Below are 17,270 nucleotides of genomic sequence, written 5' to 3'. Positions count from 1 at the left end.
TTAAAAGTCGAATGTTAAGCCAACTTTATAGGTACGTGGACCACCCACTAAGGCATAGCCTGAGTTAAATGTACCTTCCCAATATTTTTCATCAGTCACGTTATCAATATTCGCTAAGAACGTTGTGTTCACACCACCTAATTGAGTTTTATAGCGCGCACCAAGATCTAAAATTGTGTAGTCTGGCAGTTTAAGTGTATTGGTTTCATTTAAGTACTGTTCACTCACGTAGTTTGCACGTGCATTGACATTCAAACCATCCACATACGGCACTGCATAATCCAAGCTGAGTGTTGCGGTAAAGTCAGGAATACCATATACCGTATTACCTTGATTAGTTACGCCACTTTTCACCGCTGCTTTGGTATATTCAGCATCAATATACGCCAAACTACCCATCAGATTTAGTCCTGTATAAATCTCTCCAGAAAATGCCCATTCGACGCCACGTGAACGTGTTTCTGCATCATCTGTTGTGATTTGATTAACACTACTGCCGGTAATTCCATCAGAATAATCAGAAGACATCGTCGATGGTTTTTCAATTTGATACAGTGCAAATGTATTTAACCAACTACCTGTTTGATATTTAGCACCCAATTCATATTGTTTGGTTTGGAATGGCGCAAAGGTGACATTATTGTTGGCATCTGTAACATTATTCACCGTTACACCTTCAGAAAGACCTTCAACATAGTTTGCATAAATAGAAAGATTCTCACCAAATGGTTTAACCACAACACCTAAGCTTGGGGATATTTTATCGTCTTGATAGCCTGTATTTTTCTGTAAATTCTTTGTGTCGATATCTTGATAACGTGCACCAACAATAAATTGCAACTTATCATCTAACATTGAAATCTGATCAGATACCGTATAGCTGGTATATTTATTATCTAAATTCGGTTTAACCACTGGGTACGCAGAAGGCATCCCTACAGTCGTATCAGGATCATACAAATTAGTTGAATTAATTTTCTCTTGTGTTGCCGCAACATGCTGATCTGTTTCTTTGGTCAAATAATCAGCTCGAACATTTACAGCATGTTTTACAGCACCCGTATTAAACTTATATTGAATACCTGTATTTGCTGATGTAATCGACTCTGATGACCCCGTACGATAGTACTGAGATGTGGCATGACCATCTGCTTGGCCAACGACAAGACGCGTACCAAAAATATGGCCACTATAGGCCTTTTCAATATGTCCTACACCTGCATAAACATTTAAGTCAGGTGTAAATGCATATTCACCACTTAAGCCTACAAACTCACTATCAGTATGGCCTTCCAAATTTTTAAAATAATTGGTATCGCCTTTAGGTGCAGCAAGCACGCCATTATAGGTATGGCCATGAGCATCTTTGACACCAAATGCCACCATCGCAGGCGAACCACCATTACGATCATCACGTACCGCATAGGCATCAAAATTCAGTTTCAATTTATCGGTTGTATAGTCTGCAGCAATTGCACCTGATGCATGTTTATCTTCCATGCCTTCAATAATGTGCTCACCTTGACCATAAGCACCATTCACACGTAGACCAAATTCTTTTTCAGCACCAAAACGTCGCGAAACGTCAAAACCTGATTGGTAAAACCCACCTTCTTCCATCGAAGCTGAAACTTGAGTTTTTTCTTTATCTGCACGCTTAGTTTTAGCGATGACCACACCACCGACCTCACCAGCAGGCGACATACCTGCAACCAAGGCATTCGGGCCTTTTAAAACCGTTACCGAATCTAGAAATTCAGTCGGTACGCGTCCATAAGGCGCCATACCGTACATACCATTGAGTGCAATGTCATCGTGATTGATGTCAAAGCCACGAATATTAAAGTTTTCATTCAAGTGGCCTTGATTGGTGGTAATGCGGATACTTGCATCATTTCTCAGCACTTCACCCACGGTGGTCGCTTGTTGTTCTTCAATTAACTTTTCACTATATGCAGCAACGCTAAATGGCGTATCAACAATTTTTTGATTTCCCAGTGCACCAAGGTCTGTTTGCGCTTTCAATTTTCCATTTGCAAGCTGCTTTTCGGCTGGCACCTCAACTTCAATCGTCTCAAGTACCGTTGTATCCGCTGCAAGCGCAGATGTTGACCCTCCAACACCGAGTAGCACCATAGTTATAGAACGTACTAAGTGTGTTTTTGCAAAATTATTCATCATTTCAAGATTAGTTTTATTTGAATAAGAATCATTATTATATTTAGAATAATTCTCAACTTCATCATGAATCCCGATGATTATATTTTTTTAATGAGAAATATAAATATTATTTTTTTATAAATTGTAGATAAGACAAATGTAAATAATTGTTTTTTTATTGCTTTTATAAAAAAATAAAAATACAACCTGGTTATGTTCAATTAAAGCTCTTAGGCAAACAGATGATTAATTAATATACAATAGTTTGAATTTTTACATGCTTAATTGCCACATGAATAGATAAATCCTTTTACATCCAACGATTATTTAAAAGTAAACAACGCTTTTGCGTTAGTGCCTTTTAGCCAAATTTAAATCTCCTTTTTTAAATTTTTAACAAAAAAAAGCGACTCAAAAGAGCCGCTTTTTTCTAACCGAAGTTAAACTCAAATTATTGAGCTTGACCAGGTTGAGCCACTACAGTACGGCTACCAGAAATCGTAGCGAATACGCGACGGTTCATAGCACGGCCTTCTTTAGTGTTGTTGTCAGCGATTGGTTGATCCCACGCGAAACCTTGAGTAGATAAACGAGCTGGGTCAACGTTGTATTCGTTAACAAGCGAAGATTTAACAGAGTTAGCACGAGCTAGTGATAAACGTTCGTTTAGAGCACGTGGACCAGTGTTATCTGTGTGACCTTCGATGTTCGCTGTAGCATTAGGGTATTCGCCTAATTTTTCAGCTACTTTAGCAATTTCAGGTTTGTATTGATCTTTGATGTTAGATTTGTTTGTATCAAAGAACACACGAAGTTCCATGTTAAGATCTTCAGTCAATTCTTGAGGAGCTGGAGCAACTGGAGCAACTGGAGTTACAGGAGCAACTTCAACTACAGGAGCAGCAGGTTTCAAGTGACCGCCAAGAACTACGTTAAGACCAGCTAAAGCTGTATAGTTCCAGAAATCTTCATCGATGTTGTAAGTAGCACGAGCTTCAGTACGTAGAGATAAAGCATCGTTTAAGCGCCAGAAAGCACCAAGACCTGCATTACCTAAAGTACCTTCTTCAGTAGTACCACGGTCAGTGCCAGCACCACGAGCATTTACGTCGTCAAATTTGTATTTGTAGTGACCAGCACCTAACAATACATATGGCTTAACTTTGCTGTCATAGTTTTTAGTGATCAAATCAGAAGTAGCATAGAAGTTACCGTTGATTTGAGTTTGTTTGTATTCGCCGAAATCAACGTCTACATCACCTTTCACTTGGTTATATTCAGCTTCGAAACCTAACCATGGAGTTAATTCAACACCAAGTGCTGCACCAACAAACAAGTCATCTTGTAGCTCAGGACTTTCAGTTAAGTTACCACGGCTGTTGTTGTGTTGAGAATCTTGGAAAGTGTAACCAAGCATTAATGGAGTAACAGTTACGCCTGCGTTTGCAGCTGCTAAAGGAGCAGCTACGAGCATTGCTAATGCAATACGACTCATTTTCATGGATTTATCCTCCAGAGATAACAATTGTTGTTCAAGCTCAAGCCGAAAAATTGGCTATCCTGAGATAGGCTTTCTTATACCCCAGTTTTTTTTTTAAGCTATTCACGCTGAATCATACAAACACTTTATTCTTTTTCCAAGTGCTTGATTAATCTAATCAAGTAAATTATTGACAAAATTACTTACAATTTCCGTTGTAATTCGGTAAATTTTTACTCAATTTTGAGCAGTGAATCGCCTATTGTCACTTGCTATTTTCATTTTAACAGCTTTATCTAAAATTGAGTAATAAAATTCTATACTCAAAATTAATATCGCCATTAAAAACACATATTACATTAGACATATAAAAATAATATTAAATTTTGGATTAAATCAATGCCTTACAACAAAGAAACCGGCTTTACTTTATTTGAACTTTTGGTCTCAATTGCGATTATGGTCATTATCGTGACGATAGCTTTACCACATTTCAACAATTTAATGGCGCAGCGCGAAGCGAATAACATCAAATTGACTATTCAGAATCACAATGCTTTCGCACGGGCTCAGGCCACAATTTATCACTCCAATATTGTGATTTGTCCTAGTCTTGACTTTAAACTTTGCCAACCTAACAACTGGAACAGTGGTCTGATCATATTTATTGACAGTAATAAAAACCGTCAAGTCGACGCAAATGAAAAAATATTACTGCAAGATAAACTCAACTTAAAATATGGTGATCTCTCTTGGCGTGGGACTCTACACATTCCAAGTCTAACCTTTCAGGCCAGCTCAGGTTTACCCAATGGTTCAAATGGCAGTTTCTACTACTGTTCGAAATCAACGCTTCAACCGATCCGAGCGGTCTTAAGTCGAATGGGACATATCCGATTTGAAAACCCAGCCACTTGCTAATTTGAGAACCGGTGAGTCCAAAGCAGCCTTTTAAATTTGCTTTATTCCTGTTCAATTTTACTTATACTGCTGACGTATTCAAAAATTAATGTATAAGAAAATGGAGATATGTAATGACTGATATCGTCATCGTGAATGGTGCCCGTACAGCAATGGGTGGTTTTCAAGGGAGTTTAGCCGCAGTTACTGCACCTGAATTAGGCGCAGTTACGATTAAAGCAGCCATCGAACGCGCGGGTTTACAACCGACAGATGTTGAAGAAGTCATTATGGGCTGTGTGCTTCCGGCTGGTCTGAAACAAGGTCCTGCCCGTCAAGCGATGCGTAAAGCTGGTCTTCCAGATTCAACTGGTGCCGTAACCATCAACAAGCTGTGTGGTTCAGGTATGAAGGCCGTGATGCAAGCGGCAGATATGATTAAGGCAGGTTCGGCTCAAGTCGTGGTTGCAGGTGGTATGGAGTCAATGACCAATGCGCCGTATGTATTGACCAAAGCACGAGCTGGCTACCGTATGGGCCATGGTGATGTTAAAGATCATATGTTCTTAGATGGCCTAGAAGATGCAGAAACGGGCCGACTCATGGGTTCTTTTGCGCAAGATATGGCAAATACAAAAGGCTATACACGTGAACAAATGGATGACTTCGCCATTCGCTCGCTTAAACGTGCTCAAACTGCAATTACTGAGGGTTATTTTGCTGACGAAATCGTGCCTGTCACTGTTTCGAGTCGTAAAGGCGATGTGATTATCGATAAAGACGAACAGCCTTTTAACGCCAATATCGAAAAAATTCCAACGCTGCGCCCTGCTTTTGCTAAAGATGGAACGATTACCGCTGCCAATGCAAGTTCTATTTCTGATGGTGCGTCTGCTTTAGTTTTAACTTCAGCAGATCAAGCTTCAGCAAAAGGTTTAAATCCGCTCGCAAAAATTGTGGCTTATGCATCAAATTCACAACATCCATCCGAGTTTACCATTGCACCTGTAGGCGCAATTCAAAAAGTTCTAGATAAATCGGGTTGGAATGTTGCTGATGTCGATTTATGGGAAATCAATGAAGCCTTTGCGATGGTCACGATGTGCCCAATTGATGAATTTAAATTAGATGCTGAAAAAGTAAATGTCAACGGTGGTGCTTGTGCGCTTGGACATCCTGTTGGTTCTACAGGTTCACGCATTATCCTAACGCTGATCCATGCATTAAAACGTACTGGTGGTAAGCGTGGTATTGCTGCGCTGTGTATTGGTGGCGGTGAAGCGACTGCTGTGGCGATTGAATTGCTTTAATGCTCTGTAGACTCCTTTCGCAAAGGGCGATTTAGAGGGAATATTCTTTAATCCTCCCCTAACCCCTCCTTTAATAAAGGAGGGAGACTGAAAAATCCCTCTGTAAGAGGGATTTTTTATGCTTACATTTTAGACATAAATTGTTCACATACAGGTCAGCAAAGGCTCTTAAAATAAATGTCTAAATAATAAAAATGGATGACCTTTATGCAGCTCAATCACTACTTGAATTTTCAAGGCAATACCGAGGCAGCCTTTAATTTTTATCGTTCTGTATTTGGTGGAGAATTCCTCAATGTGATGCGTTATGGTGATATGCCTGCTGAGGAAGGCATTTCATTATCCGATGCAGATCAGCAAAAGATTCTGCATATTTCCTTGCCAATCAATGAATTTAACGTGCTGATGGCCTCAGATGTCAACGAACAATTCTGTGCGCAATCCAATCAACCCTTTACCTTAGGCAGCAATCACTATATTTCGATTAATTTAGAAAGCAGTGAACAAGCTGAAGCCAAACGATTGTTTGATGCATTGTCCAAAAGTGGCTCTATAGAAATGCCTCTCGAAAAGACCTTTTGGGGTGCACTCTATGGCGCATTTACCGATCAGTTCGGTATTAAATGGATGGTCAATTGCCAGCTTAAAAATGAATAATCACTCATTAAAAGTATTTCGATCAATAAAAAAGCCTCCGAATGGAGGCTTTTTTATTGATCAAGGCACTTAAGCACCAGTTTGATAATGCGCTTGCGGCACTGCAGTTGAAGCTTGATATGGATTGGTAAAATCACCTAAGCCAGCAGCAGCTTCCGCAATGTCTTTACCTTCTTTCACTACAAAAGTATCGAAACCTGAACGCTTCATGTAGTTCAACACATCTTTGAATACATCACCTGTTGCACGTAGCTCGCCTTGAAAACCTTGGCGACGTAACAACGCAGCAAATGAATAGCCACGACCATCGTTAAAGCCTGCAAACTCGATAAAGATTGCGTCTAACTGGTCAAGCGGGAATTCATTGGTTTCAGGTGAAGCATCCACCGTTACGAAAAGTGCTTTTTTACCAGTTACATTCGCAAGTTGATCTAACTGCTCAACTGTTAAAACCACGTCACCTTGTGGCAACACACCATCTTCACCAATGACTTGGTAAGTATTGTCTGCAATCGAGCCATCTTTAGAGAGGACTTGTAGTGCTGTATTAAGCATATGCACGCTCCTTAAATGGTTGGATGCCAACACGGCGGTAAGTATCAATAAACTCTTCGCCTTCTGCACGAAGGTCTAGATAAGTATTTAAGATTTCTTCGATGATGTCTGGTACAACTTCGGCTGCAAATGATGGGCCTAAGATGTCACCAATTGATGCATCATGGTCTGCATTACCACCCAAAGTGATTTGATAGAACTCAGCACCCTTTTTGTCTACACCTAAGATACCGATGTTACCCACATGGTGGTGACCACACGCATTCATACAACCAGAGATGTTCAGATCCAATTTACCTAAATTGTAAATGGTATCTAAGTCATCAAAACGACGTGTAATGGCTTCAGAAATTGGAATCGATTTCGCATTTGCTAATGAACAGAAATCACCACCTGGGCAGCAAATGATATCGGTTAAGAACCCAATATGCGCACGTGCAAGATTGTGTTGATCAAGGATTTTCCATAGATCAAACAAATCTTTTTGCGGTACATCCACAAGCGCAATGTTTTGCTCATGTGTGGTACGGAACTCACCAAAGGTATATTTGTCAGCCAAGTCAGCAATCAGGTTCATTTCTTCAACAGTCATATCGCCCGGTGCAATACCCGCACGTTTCAAAGAAATCGTAACGATGCGGTAACCTTTGACTTTATGTGCATTGGTGTTGATGTTGAACCATTGTTTAAATTTCGGCTCTGCGGCAAATTGCTCTGCAAAATCTTCATCCGCATAATCTTGGTAATCAAATGGTGTGAAGTTCTCATCCATTTTCGCCAAGGTATCAGCATCAATTTTTAAAGTTTTGATGGTATGTGCAAATTCAGCTTCCACTTTCTCTGCAAATACTTCTGGTGTTAATGCTTTCACCAAAATTTTGATACGTGCTTTATATTTGTTATCACGACGACCGTGTAAGTTGTATACACGAAGTACCGCTTCTAAATAAGCAATCAAATCTTCACGTGGCAAGAAGTCACGAATAAAGCTACCAATCACTGGTGTACGGCCTAAACCACCACCAACTTTGATTTTATAGCCAATCTCGCCTGCTTCATTTTTCACGATATACACACCGATATCATGGAAAGACGTTGCCGCACGATCAGTTTCTTCCAGTGCTGAAACTGCAATCTTGAACTTACGTGGCAAGAAAGCGAATTCTGGGTGGAAAGTTGACCATTGACGAATCAATTCACACGTTGGGCGTGGGTCAGCAATTTCACCCGCAACCACACCTGCATATTGGTCAGTAGTTGTGTTACGAATACAGTTACCCGAAGTTTGAATCGCATGCATTTGAACAGATGCGAGCTCTTGTAACATGTCAGGCACATTTTCTAGTGCAGGCCAGTTAAACTGAATGTTTTGACGAGTAGATACGTGCGCATAACCACGGTCATAGTCCTGAGCCAATGACGCAATTTTACGTAATTGTTTAGAATTCATCAGGCCATAAGGAACTGCAATACGTAGCATCGGTGCATAACGTTGTACATAAAGGCCGTTTTGAAGACGCAGTGGACGGTATTCATCTTCCGTCAATTTACCTGCTAAATAACGTTCCGTTTGATCACGGAACTGTGCAACACGTTCATTAACCAGTTGCTGGTCAAAATCAGTATATAAATACATGGCGTACAGCTAGTAATTTCTATTATAACAATGCACAGCATAACGAGATTTCATCTATCAAGAAAATGCGTTTTTTACATATTTAATAGCGATTTTATTGATAAGACTGTCGCAATTTCACTGATATAGCGGATTCCGGTCATTTACTTTTTATTTATTAATATATTGAATTATTTCTCCATTACTTAGCATAAATTTACATAAAGAATTTCAGCCAATAAAAAGCCCGATAAATCGGGCTTTTTATTTAGCGATGTAAAATCACTTATTTTTTATCTGGTAACGCATACGCAACAAGGTAATCACCAAGTTTTGTACCAAATGAACCATGACCACCAGCCATGATCACAACATATTGTTTACCATTTGCTTCATAAGTCATTGGAGTCGCTTGACCACCTGCGGGTAGACGACCTTCCCACAAAGTATCACCATTCGTTACATTGATTGCACGGATATAGTTATCTTGTGTTGCGCCTACAAACATGACATTACCAGCAGTCGAGATTGATCCACCAAGACCCGGTACACCAATTTTCACAGCAGGTAATTGGAACAATTTCGGTAAACTATCACGAATTGTACCAATACGTTTTTTCCAGACCACTTCATGTGTATTTAAATCTACACCTGCAGTAAAGCCCCATGAAGGTTGTTTACAAGGTAAGCCAAGTGGTGACAAGAAGGCTTTGATTTCCACACCATAAGGTACGCCATACATCGGTTGCACGCCTTGTTCAGTACCTGCACCTTTCGCAGTTTGCTCACGGTTTGGATCTGTAGGAATCAACTTAGTGACAAATGGCAAGCCAATTGGGTTCATCACAGCAACTTGACGATCTTGGTTCACCGACATACCGCCCCATTCAAATACCCCAAGGTTACCTGGGAATACCAATGTGCCATTTTCAGAAGGTGGTGTATAAATACCGTCGTAGTTTAATGATTTGAAATACACACGACACATCAACTGGTCAAACATAGTGGCACCCCACATTTGTTTATCAGTCAATTTATCTTTGGGTGCTAAATCAAAATCAGAGAACGGTTGAGTTGCAGAATAATACTCACCTTTAGTTTGTGGACCACGTTTTACAGTTTGTGGAACCGCTTTTTCGGTGATTGGCACAATCGCTTTACCGGTACGACGGTCAAGGACGAATGCATTACCTGTTTTGGTTAAGACATAGATCGCAGGAACAGTATTACCTGATTTATCTTTGATATCTGCCAATGAAGGTTGTGATGGTACATCCATATCCCACAAATCATGATGTGTGGTTTGGAAGTTCCAGATCAATTTACCAGTCGATGCATTAATCGCAAGCATTGAGTTTGCATAACGTTCATCTAATGGCGTACGGTGACCACCGAAGATATCAGGAGTACCCACACCTGTAGGAACATAGACAATATCTAATTTGTCATCATAGGCTAAAGGTGCCCATGCATTCGGTGAGGCTACAGAGTATTTTTGACCTTCGCCTGGCATGGCATTTGGATCTTCCGCCCCTGTATCAAAGATCCACAATAATTCACCAGTATTGACATCATAACCACGGATGACACCAGATGGCTCTTTAGTCGAGAAGTTATCGGTAGTTGAACCGCCAATCACAATGGTTGTGCCAGTAACCACTGGAGGTGAAGTTGGGATATAACCGCCCGGATACGGATAAGGCATATCTTTTTGTAGATCGACTTCGCCGTTATGACCAAAATCACTACATGCTTTACCTGTGTCAGCATTGACTGCAACCAAACGACCATCATTTACAGGCAAGATCACTTTGCGCGGACATTCAGTTGAAGTCGAGCGTTTGTTCTCTAAGCTTTTTGCAAACTGAGTGGTATTTGCAGCGTCAAAATAAGACACACCACGACATGTTAAATGTTGATAGGTATTGTCCGCTTTAAGTTTCGGATCGAATGCCCATTTTTGTTTACCTATCGCAGGATCAAGTGCAATTAAACGTTGGTGAGTTGTACACATAAACATGTCATTACCGACTTTAATCGGAGTGACTTGGTTTGTGGTTTCACCTGAGTCATTTTCTGTTGGCAATTCACCTGTACGGAAAGTCCACGCCACTTCTAAATCTTTCACGTTGTCGCTATTGATTTGAGCAAGTGGAGAATAACGTACACCACCTTGTGTACGACCATAGGCAGGCCAATCTTCAGGAGCAATGCCCTCAATCGCTTTGGCAGTTTGAGGTTGTGCATTTTTAATTTCACCGTTAATTTCTTGCGGATCATTAAAAATTGAATAGATCATTACGATAATCGCAATCACCAGTGTGCCTGATAATGCAATTTTCGCCGTTTTGCCATTTTCCATGCCGCGTGTCACGGCAGGAATCAGTAACCAAAGGCCCAATAAGCCTAAAATATCAAAACGCGGTGCAAGTGCCCAAAAGTCAGAACCTGCTTCCCAAAGTCCCCAAATCACTGTACCCAGCATCAACGCTGCATAAATGTATAAAGAACTGTTTTGAATTTTTCTTAAGTATATTGCTGAAGCCAGCATTAACAGGCCAGCGATTATGTAGTACCAAGAACCGCCAAGGACTGCCAGCCAGATACCACCAATCAATAGAACTAAGGCGAAAATTGCCATCACAACGACGGTAAATGTTCGCATCCCAGTTCCAGTAGATGGGTTGCTCATGTTGACCACCTCTATTGTCGAATGTTGTATTTGGTGCGTGAAACACATTCAACGCACCACCGTTTTTATGTCGCAAAGAGAAGTTGTTACAAAAACAATTCAAGGGGGAAAAGTCGTAATTCTTCTCAGAATTACCGAATTGCTTTTATAAGAACTCTAATTGGACATCAATTAAAATGCTGTTTGAAATTTGATACCGCCGACCCACGCATTCTCACCATTTTTGTAAGCACCGACATGACGGATATATTGAATATTTGGACGAATAGTCAGCCAGTTTGCCGCATGAATACCGTAGTAAATTTCTGCGTCATACTCTTCACTTTGTAGGCCGCGTGCATCAACGCTGTTATTGGCAATATTGGCGTCATTCACATCATCATTGATACTGATACGACCCAAACCAATCGCAATTTCATCCTGAGGACGTGCATCGAATGCGCCTTTGTATACCAAGCCAATGTTTTGCATATCACTCACATTGTTGGTGTCTGAGTCATGCACTGTGACATTTACAAAACCACTCAAACCACGTGAGGCATCGTCTTTGTGTGCTGTCAGTTGTTGTTTCGCCACAATCCAACCACCTTGATGGTGATCTTTTTCATTTACTGGGCTATCAATGACATCGGCATCAGCGGTACTGTAGTAGTAACCTGCACGGTATTCACCCGGAAGCTTTTGTGTCCCCACTTTTGGAGTCCACACTACTTCAGCAGGAATAATCGCACCTTTAGAACCATCGGTACTCAAGTTCCAACCTTTACCACGTTTTAGATTTTCAGGGTTGTATTCATAAACCCCGACTTGTGCATAGAGTTCAGGCTGAATGTTATATTTCACGCGAGCAGCCCATTGGCTGACTGGCCAGTTGTACCATTGGTCACCGACCCAGTTACCCACTTGTGAACCACAAAGTGCTAAGTTTTGAAAGTCACAGTCAAAGCTGTTGAAATCTTCACCTTCACCAAAACGACCGACTTTAATATCTAATTTTTGGTCTAAGAATTTTTTCTTGATCCAAAAATCAGTCAAACGCCAAGTTTGACCACGACCCCACACTTCTTGTGTTGCACTTAAATGACCATTTAATGCATCTGAAGTTTGAGACAATGAACGACCATTACGTTCAGTGATATTGATTTGTGCTTCGGTATCTTTCCAACCTGCAATTTTTTCTAAATCGAGATGTGCCCCGATCGCGAATTGGTCCGCATATTCAGTGCCATGACTTGAAGCATGCTTTGCATCTAACAAAGTGGCTAATTCGCCACCATAACTAAAACTAAAATCGTAACCTTTCTGTTGAAGCGCTGTTCGTTGACCGTTCCAATCACCGAACATCCATGGGCTTTCAGAACTGAAAGCATCTGCAGTAGTTGCCGCTTGGGTTGCTGAACCCGCAAACATTATTCCGAGGCTAAGATATAAAGATCCAAGTTTACTCACAGCTATTTTCATTTGGAGACCTATATACCAATTGTGTTAATAGTTCATATAATACTCTCACATTTGTATAATTTATTTATTTTTTTGTTAACAACTCTCAATATTTACATAGATGTTTATCTAATTAAGAGATTTTAAAGGTTTTATTGTTTAACTTATCACCTTTTTTTATACCATTCATAACCAATTATCCGCACCTAAAGTTTTACCCACATGGGTATAAATCAATGCTGATCTAGAAAATTTAATCGGACATGCCAGTTGAGTTTGTGTCATTGTGTCGCCTTCTTGTAGCGGAACTTCAACACACCAATGCCGCTCTTGGGCCAATTGTGAATTTAGAGCTTCGTCCAAACTTAAAACTGGTTCCACACAGACATCTTGAGAGGCAAAAATCTTTTTCCACTCAGCCCATGTTTTGGTTAGTATTTTTCGGGCAATTGCATGCTTAATTTCAGTTTGGTCTTGCGGATCAAATGACATGCCTTGCGTTGCTAAAGCGGGTAAATCTAGAATTTGCGCCAATCCATGTAAAAACTGTGGCTCCAAACCACCTATAGACAGATAGCGACCATCTTGGGTTCGATAATAGTCATAGAAACTTCCGCCATTCAGATGTGCAGTTTCTGCGGCTGTTACAGCATTGGCAGCCAATACGCCAGCTGCAGCCATATTGTTCAATGCGACGGCACAATCGGTCATGGAAATATCAATATATTGTCCTAAACCGCTACGGTAACGCTCAATCACCGCAGCTAAGATGCCAGTAATTGCATGCATTGATCCGCCTGCCACATCGGCGATTTGAATCCCCATCGGTGGCGGGCCACTGTCTTGGCGTCCGCTATGACCTGAAATGCCCGATAAAGCCAAGTAATTGATGTCATGCCCTGCACGGTCTTTGTAATGTCCGGTTTGACCATAACCCGTAATCGAGCAATAAATAAGTCGCGGATTAATTTCGGCCAAAACTACATAATCCAAACCCAAGCGTTGCATGACACCTGGACGAAATTGTTCTACCACAATATCAAAATCTGAAATTTTGGCTTTGATCAATTCAATACTTTTCGGATCTTTTAAATCTAATGCGATGGATTGTTTATTGCGATTTAAATAACTATGCGCTGTGGCTTGCCCATTGGCATAAGGTGGCATCAAACGAACTAGATCGGGACGCGTCGGTGACTCAATATGCACAACTTCCGCACCCATGTCAGCCAAATACAAGGTCGCAAATGGCCCTGGGAGTAATGTCGAAAAGTCGAGTACTTTCAATCCTTTTAAAGCAGCTTCCATGGATATTTTTCTCTAATTGTGTAGATTTTTTATCCATGGTAGAAATATAAAATGATTAAAACAATGTCATGTTCAGCCATTTACCTTGATAGTTTCGGCAATTTACCATGTAAAAATGGCAAAACCGCTGTTGTAAATTGCCATGATTTCTTTTTTTAGCGTCATTTAGGTCAAACATTTGTGAACATTAAAGAGACTGAAGGATTAAACATGAGTCGTGATACGATCAGTATCCATTTCGTCAACGCAGCCTTAACTGGTGTGAGACGTCTCGGCATGGATGTCGAAACTTTACTGTCTCATGTTGGCATTGAGGCTGAACTTCTACGCCAACCCAAAGCGCGTATTTCACCTGAACAATACACACGTTTTATTAAAATGTTGTGGATGGTGACTCAAGACGAACATGTCGGTTTTGATATTCAACCGCGCCGCTTGGGTACTTTTGCCATTATGTGCCAATTGATTATTCATGCAAAAACCCTCGGTGATGCACTCGAATTGTCTTCGCAGTTCTACAAACTGTTTGGTGATGAATGGTCGGTGACACTAGAACGTGATAAACATGAAGCACGTTTAGTTCCTCAAATTCCAAAATCTATGGACCCAGACCATTTCATTACAGAAAGTATGCTGATGATTTGGCATGGTCTCGCTTCTTGGTTGATTGAACGTCGTCTGCCTTTAGAGCGTGTTCACTTCGGTTATGAACGTCCTGAACATGCTGACGAATATGATGCCTTGTTTTTTGCACCTGTCATGCAGTTTGATACACCACGAACTGAAATTACATTTGCAGCGGATTATTTAGATTTACCCATTCGTCAAAACGAAGAAACGCTTGAAGAATTCTTAAAAGCGGCTCCTGCACAGTTATTGGTTAAATTTAAAAATACTAATTCATTAACATCTCGTATCCGTGATGTGCTGAAGAGTCAAATTGGCGAAGAAATGCCAACCTTGAACGATGTTGCTTCAATGCTGTATCTATCGCCGCAAACACTACGTCGTCGTTTAGCCGCTGAAGGTAAGAGCTACCAAGGTGTGAAAGATGCCTTACGTCGTGATGCTGCAATTCACTTATTGCTTAATCCAGACTTAACGCTTGAAGATGTTGCACAGCAAGTCGGTTTTAGTGAAACCAGTACTTTCCACCGTGCCTTTAAAAAGTGGACCGGTGTAACACCAGGCCTATATCGCCAATTACATGGTTATCATTAAGCAATATTCAAAAATAGCATTCTCTAAAACCTGATCTCGATCAGGTTTTTTTATTTCGGAAAATCTGCACGTTGTTTTTGACAAAGCAATGGATCGACGGGCGTGATCACGCGTTTGCCATCCTGTATCCGATACATTTCTGCCTTGGTTACATGATCATTTCGATCATACTCACAGGCTAAGCCGCCAGTCCCTTCATCTGAAGGATGAATGCCATAGATCATATAAATATAAAAACCGATCAAGCATACAAAACCTAAGCAGCCTGCAAAAACAAGCCAAGCCAGACCTTTCAACACTCGCTTCACATTTTTATGCATAAGCAGATCTTCAATATGTACTGAATCGATAGCAACTGATCTTAACCGATCCTCGCTTTCAATGTGCAGGTTGATTTTTATCTTATTCAGCAGCAAGCGTTGACCAAAAATATCAAACGACTCGCCCGTTCTCATCATTGCACCGGCTTGATTAATCCGTACACTCAAAAAACCAATAAAAATTTATAGATCATAGGGACAGGATTATGAGCGAGGCTTACATCATTGATGCCATTCGCACACCGCGCGGCAAAGGAAAAAAAGACGGTTCACTACATGCCGTTAAACCGATTAGCCTACTGACCAGTTTATTGAACGAATTACAAAACCGACATCAATTTGACACCGCTGCAGTAGACGACATTGTACTGGGCTGCGTGACCCCCATTGGTGACCAAGGTGCGGACATTGCCAAAACCGCAGCCATTGCAGCAGGTTGGGACAATGATGTGGCAGGTGTTCAGATCAACCGTTTTTGCGCCTCAGGTTTAGAAGCAGTCAATATGGCTGCGCAAAAGGTCCGCTCTGGCTGGGAAGACCTTGTGGTGGCTGGCGGTGTAGAGTCGATGTCTCGTGTGCCGATGGGCTCAGATGGCGGTCCTTGGGCGCTTGACCCTGAAACCAATATGGCCTGTGACTTTATTCCACAAGGCATTGGAGCCGATTTAATTGCCACCATTGACGGTTACAGCCGAGCAGATGTGGATGCCTTTGCAGCCAACTCTCAGCAAAAAGCCGCAGCAGCTCAAGCCAATGGTTATTTTGACCAATCTGTCGTTCCTGTTAAAGACAAAGCAGGCGTGACAGTTTTAGCCAAAGATGAATTTATTAAACCAACGACCACAGCAGAAGGCTTAGGCAAGCTCAACCCAAGTTTTGCCATGATGGGACAAATGGGCTTTGATGCCATTGCCTTGCAAAAATATCCTGAAGTCGGCGCAGTCAACCATGTACACCATGCAGGGAATTCATCGGGCATCGTTGATGGTGCTGCCGTAGTATTGCTTGCCTCTGAAAAAGCGATCAAAGAACAAGGCCTAAAACCGCGTGCCAAAGTGCTTGCCACTGCATTGGTGGGTGCAGACCCAACCATTATGCTGACTGGCCCTGCACCTGCTGCACGTAAAGCCTTAGCCAAAGCTAACTTAACCATTGATGATATTGACCTATTTGAAGTGAACGAAGCTTTTGCAGCAGTCGTGATGCGTTTTATTACCGAACTCAAGGTTGATCCTACCAAAGTCAATGTGAATGGCGGTGCAATTGCATTAGGACATCCGCTGGGTGCAACAGGCGCCATGATTTTAGGCACCCTGATGGATGAACTAGAACGCCAAGGTAAAAAACGCGGTTTAGCAACCTTGTGTGTGGGCGGTGGTATGGGCATCGCAACGATTATTGAGCTAGTTTAATTAACCGAACCGTACACAGCATTTGATACTTGGTATGTGTCATCCACAACCTGACCAAAAATTGAAAATAATGTTTCTGCGAACTTTTAGAAAAAAGACATTAGTTGACAGGTTTTGTGGATGACAAATGGTTTTGCCTACTTTTGCCGAAACAAAAGTAGGTCGAACCTGAATGAAGCTAAAGCACTGCTTTAGCTGAA

The 17,270-nt window shown here is 41.2% G+C and carries 13 protein-coding genes; 5 read left to right on the top strand and 8 right to left on the bottom strand.

Annotation, left to right across the window (positions count from 1 at the left end; translation table 11 throughout):
* Both FTU12_RS10320 and omp38 read right to left on the bottom strand, forming a co-directional pair.
* Positions 1 to 2,178 (bottom strand): TonB-dependent siderophore receptor, encoded by a 2,178-nt coding sequence (locus FTU12_RS10320; RefSeq protein ID WP_180114353.1) that lies wholly within the window; start codon positions 2,176 to 2,178, stop codon positions 1 to 3.
* A gap of 433 nt (positions 2,179 to 2,611) precedes the next feature.
* Positions 2,612 to 3,661, bottom strand: a complete 1,050-nt coding sequence (omp38, locus tag FTU12_RS10315) for an outer membrane protein Omp38 (protein WP_180009167.1) — start codon at positions 3,659 to 3,661, stop codon at positions 2,612 to 2,614.
* A gap of 378 nt (positions 3,662 to 4,039) precedes the next feature.
* Here omp38 and FTU12_RS10310 point away from each other — a divergent pair, with 378 nt between their 5' ends.
* From FTU12_RS10310 to FTU12_RS10300, 3 genes are all read left to right on the top strand, one after another.
* Entirely contained in the window at positions 4,040 to 4,561 is a 522-nt protein-coding gene (locus FTU12_RS10310) for a GspH/FimT family pseudopilin (protein WP_180114309.1), read from the top strand.
* Positions 4,562 to 4,674: 113 nt separating this feature from the next.
* Entirely contained in the window at positions 4,675 to 5,850 is a 1,176-nt protein-coding gene (locus tag FTU12_RS10305; protein WP_180114308.1) for a thiolase family protein, read from the top strand.
* 207 nt (positions 5,851 to 6,057) lie between these two features.
* Positions 6,058 to 6,507 carry a VOC family protein gene (locus FTU12_RS10300; protein WP_180114307.1) on the top strand — a complete coding sequence of 150 codons (450 nt, stop codon included), beginning with the start codon at positions 6,058 to 6,060 and terminating at the stop codon, positions 6,505 to 6,507.
* Between the two features lie 69 nt (positions 6,508 to 6,576).
* Here FTU12_RS10300 and FTU12_RS10295 read toward each other — a convergent pair whose 3' ends face one another.
* From FTU12_RS10295 to FTU12_RS10275, 5 genes are all read right to left on the bottom strand, one after another.
* Positions 6,577 to 7,062 carry a DUF934 domain-containing protein gene (locus FTU12_RS10295; protein WP_180085417.1) on the bottom strand — a complete coding sequence of 162 codons (486 nt, stop codon included), beginning with the start codon at positions 7,060 to 7,062 and terminating at the stop codon, positions 6,577 to 6,579.
* On the bottom strand, positions 7,055 to 8,698 hold the full coding sequence (locus tag FTU12_RS10290) for a nitrite/sulfite reductase (RefSeq protein ID WP_078194255.1): 1,644 nt from the start codon (positions 8,696 to 8,698) through the stop codon (positions 7,055 to 7,057). Before FTU12_RS10290 ends, FTU12_RS10295 begins: the two co-directional genes overlap by 8 nt.
* Positions 8,699 to 8,963: 265 nt before the next feature.
* Positions 8,964 to 11,369 carry a glucose/quinate/shikimate family membrane-bound PQQ-dependent dehydrogenase gene (locus tag FTU12_RS10285; RefSeq protein WP_180114306.1) on the bottom strand — a complete coding sequence of 802 codons (2,406 nt, stop codon included), beginning with the start codon at positions 11,367 to 11,369 and terminating at the stop codon, positions 8,964 to 8,966.
* 171 nt (positions 11,370 to 11,540) lie between these two features.
* Complete coding sequence (locus tag FTU12_RS10280; RefSeq protein WP_257227312.1) at positions 11,541 to 12,779, bottom strand: carbohydrate porin; 1,239 nt, start codon at positions 12,777 to 12,779, stop codon at positions 11,541 to 11,543.
* Between the two features lie 216 nt (positions 12,780 to 12,995).
* Entirely contained in the window at positions 12,996 to 14,117 is a 1,122-nt protein-coding gene (locus tag FTU12_RS10275) for a CaiB/BaiF CoA-transferase family protein (protein WP_180102441.1), read from the bottom strand.
* Between the two features lie 210 nt (positions 14,118 to 14,327).
* Here FTU12_RS10275 and FTU12_RS10270 point away from each other — a divergent pair, with 210 nt between their 5' ends.
* Positions 14,328 to 15,338: an AraC family transcriptional regulator gene (locus FTU12_RS10270; RefSeq protein WP_180005120.1), complete on the top strand. Its 1,011-nt coding sequence runs from the start codon at positions 14,328 to 14,330 to the stop codon at positions 15,336 to 15,338.
* A gap of 50 nt (positions 15,339 to 15,388) precedes the next feature.
* Here the strand turns inward: FTU12_RS10270 and FTU12_RS16515 are convergent, their stop codons facing one another.
* Complete coding sequence (locus FTU12_RS16515) at positions 15,389 to 15,826, bottom strand: hypothetical protein (RefSeq protein ID WP_257224698.1); 438 nt, start codon at positions 15,824 to 15,826, stop codon at positions 15,389 to 15,391.
* 38 nt (positions 15,827 to 15,864) lie between these two features.
* On the opposite strand from FTU12_RS16515, the gene FTU12_RS10260 reads away from it, so the two are divergent.
* Positions 15,865 to 17,070, top strand: a complete 1,206-nt coding sequence (locus FTU12_RS10260) for an acetyl-CoA C-acetyltransferase (protein ID WP_180108973.1) — start codon at positions 15,865 to 15,867, stop codon at positions 17,068 to 17,070.
* The last annotated feature ends 200 nt before the right edge of the window (positions 17,071 to 17,270 follow it).

It is taken from the genome of Acinetobacter sp. YH12063 (genome assembly GCF_013419715.1).
GTDB lineage: Bacteria > Pseudomonadota > Gammaproteobacteria > Pseudomonadales > Moraxellaceae > Acinetobacter > Acinetobacter amyesii.
Note: the sequence above shows the minus strand (reverse complement) of the source record. Positions and strands in the feature narration are given on the sequence as shown.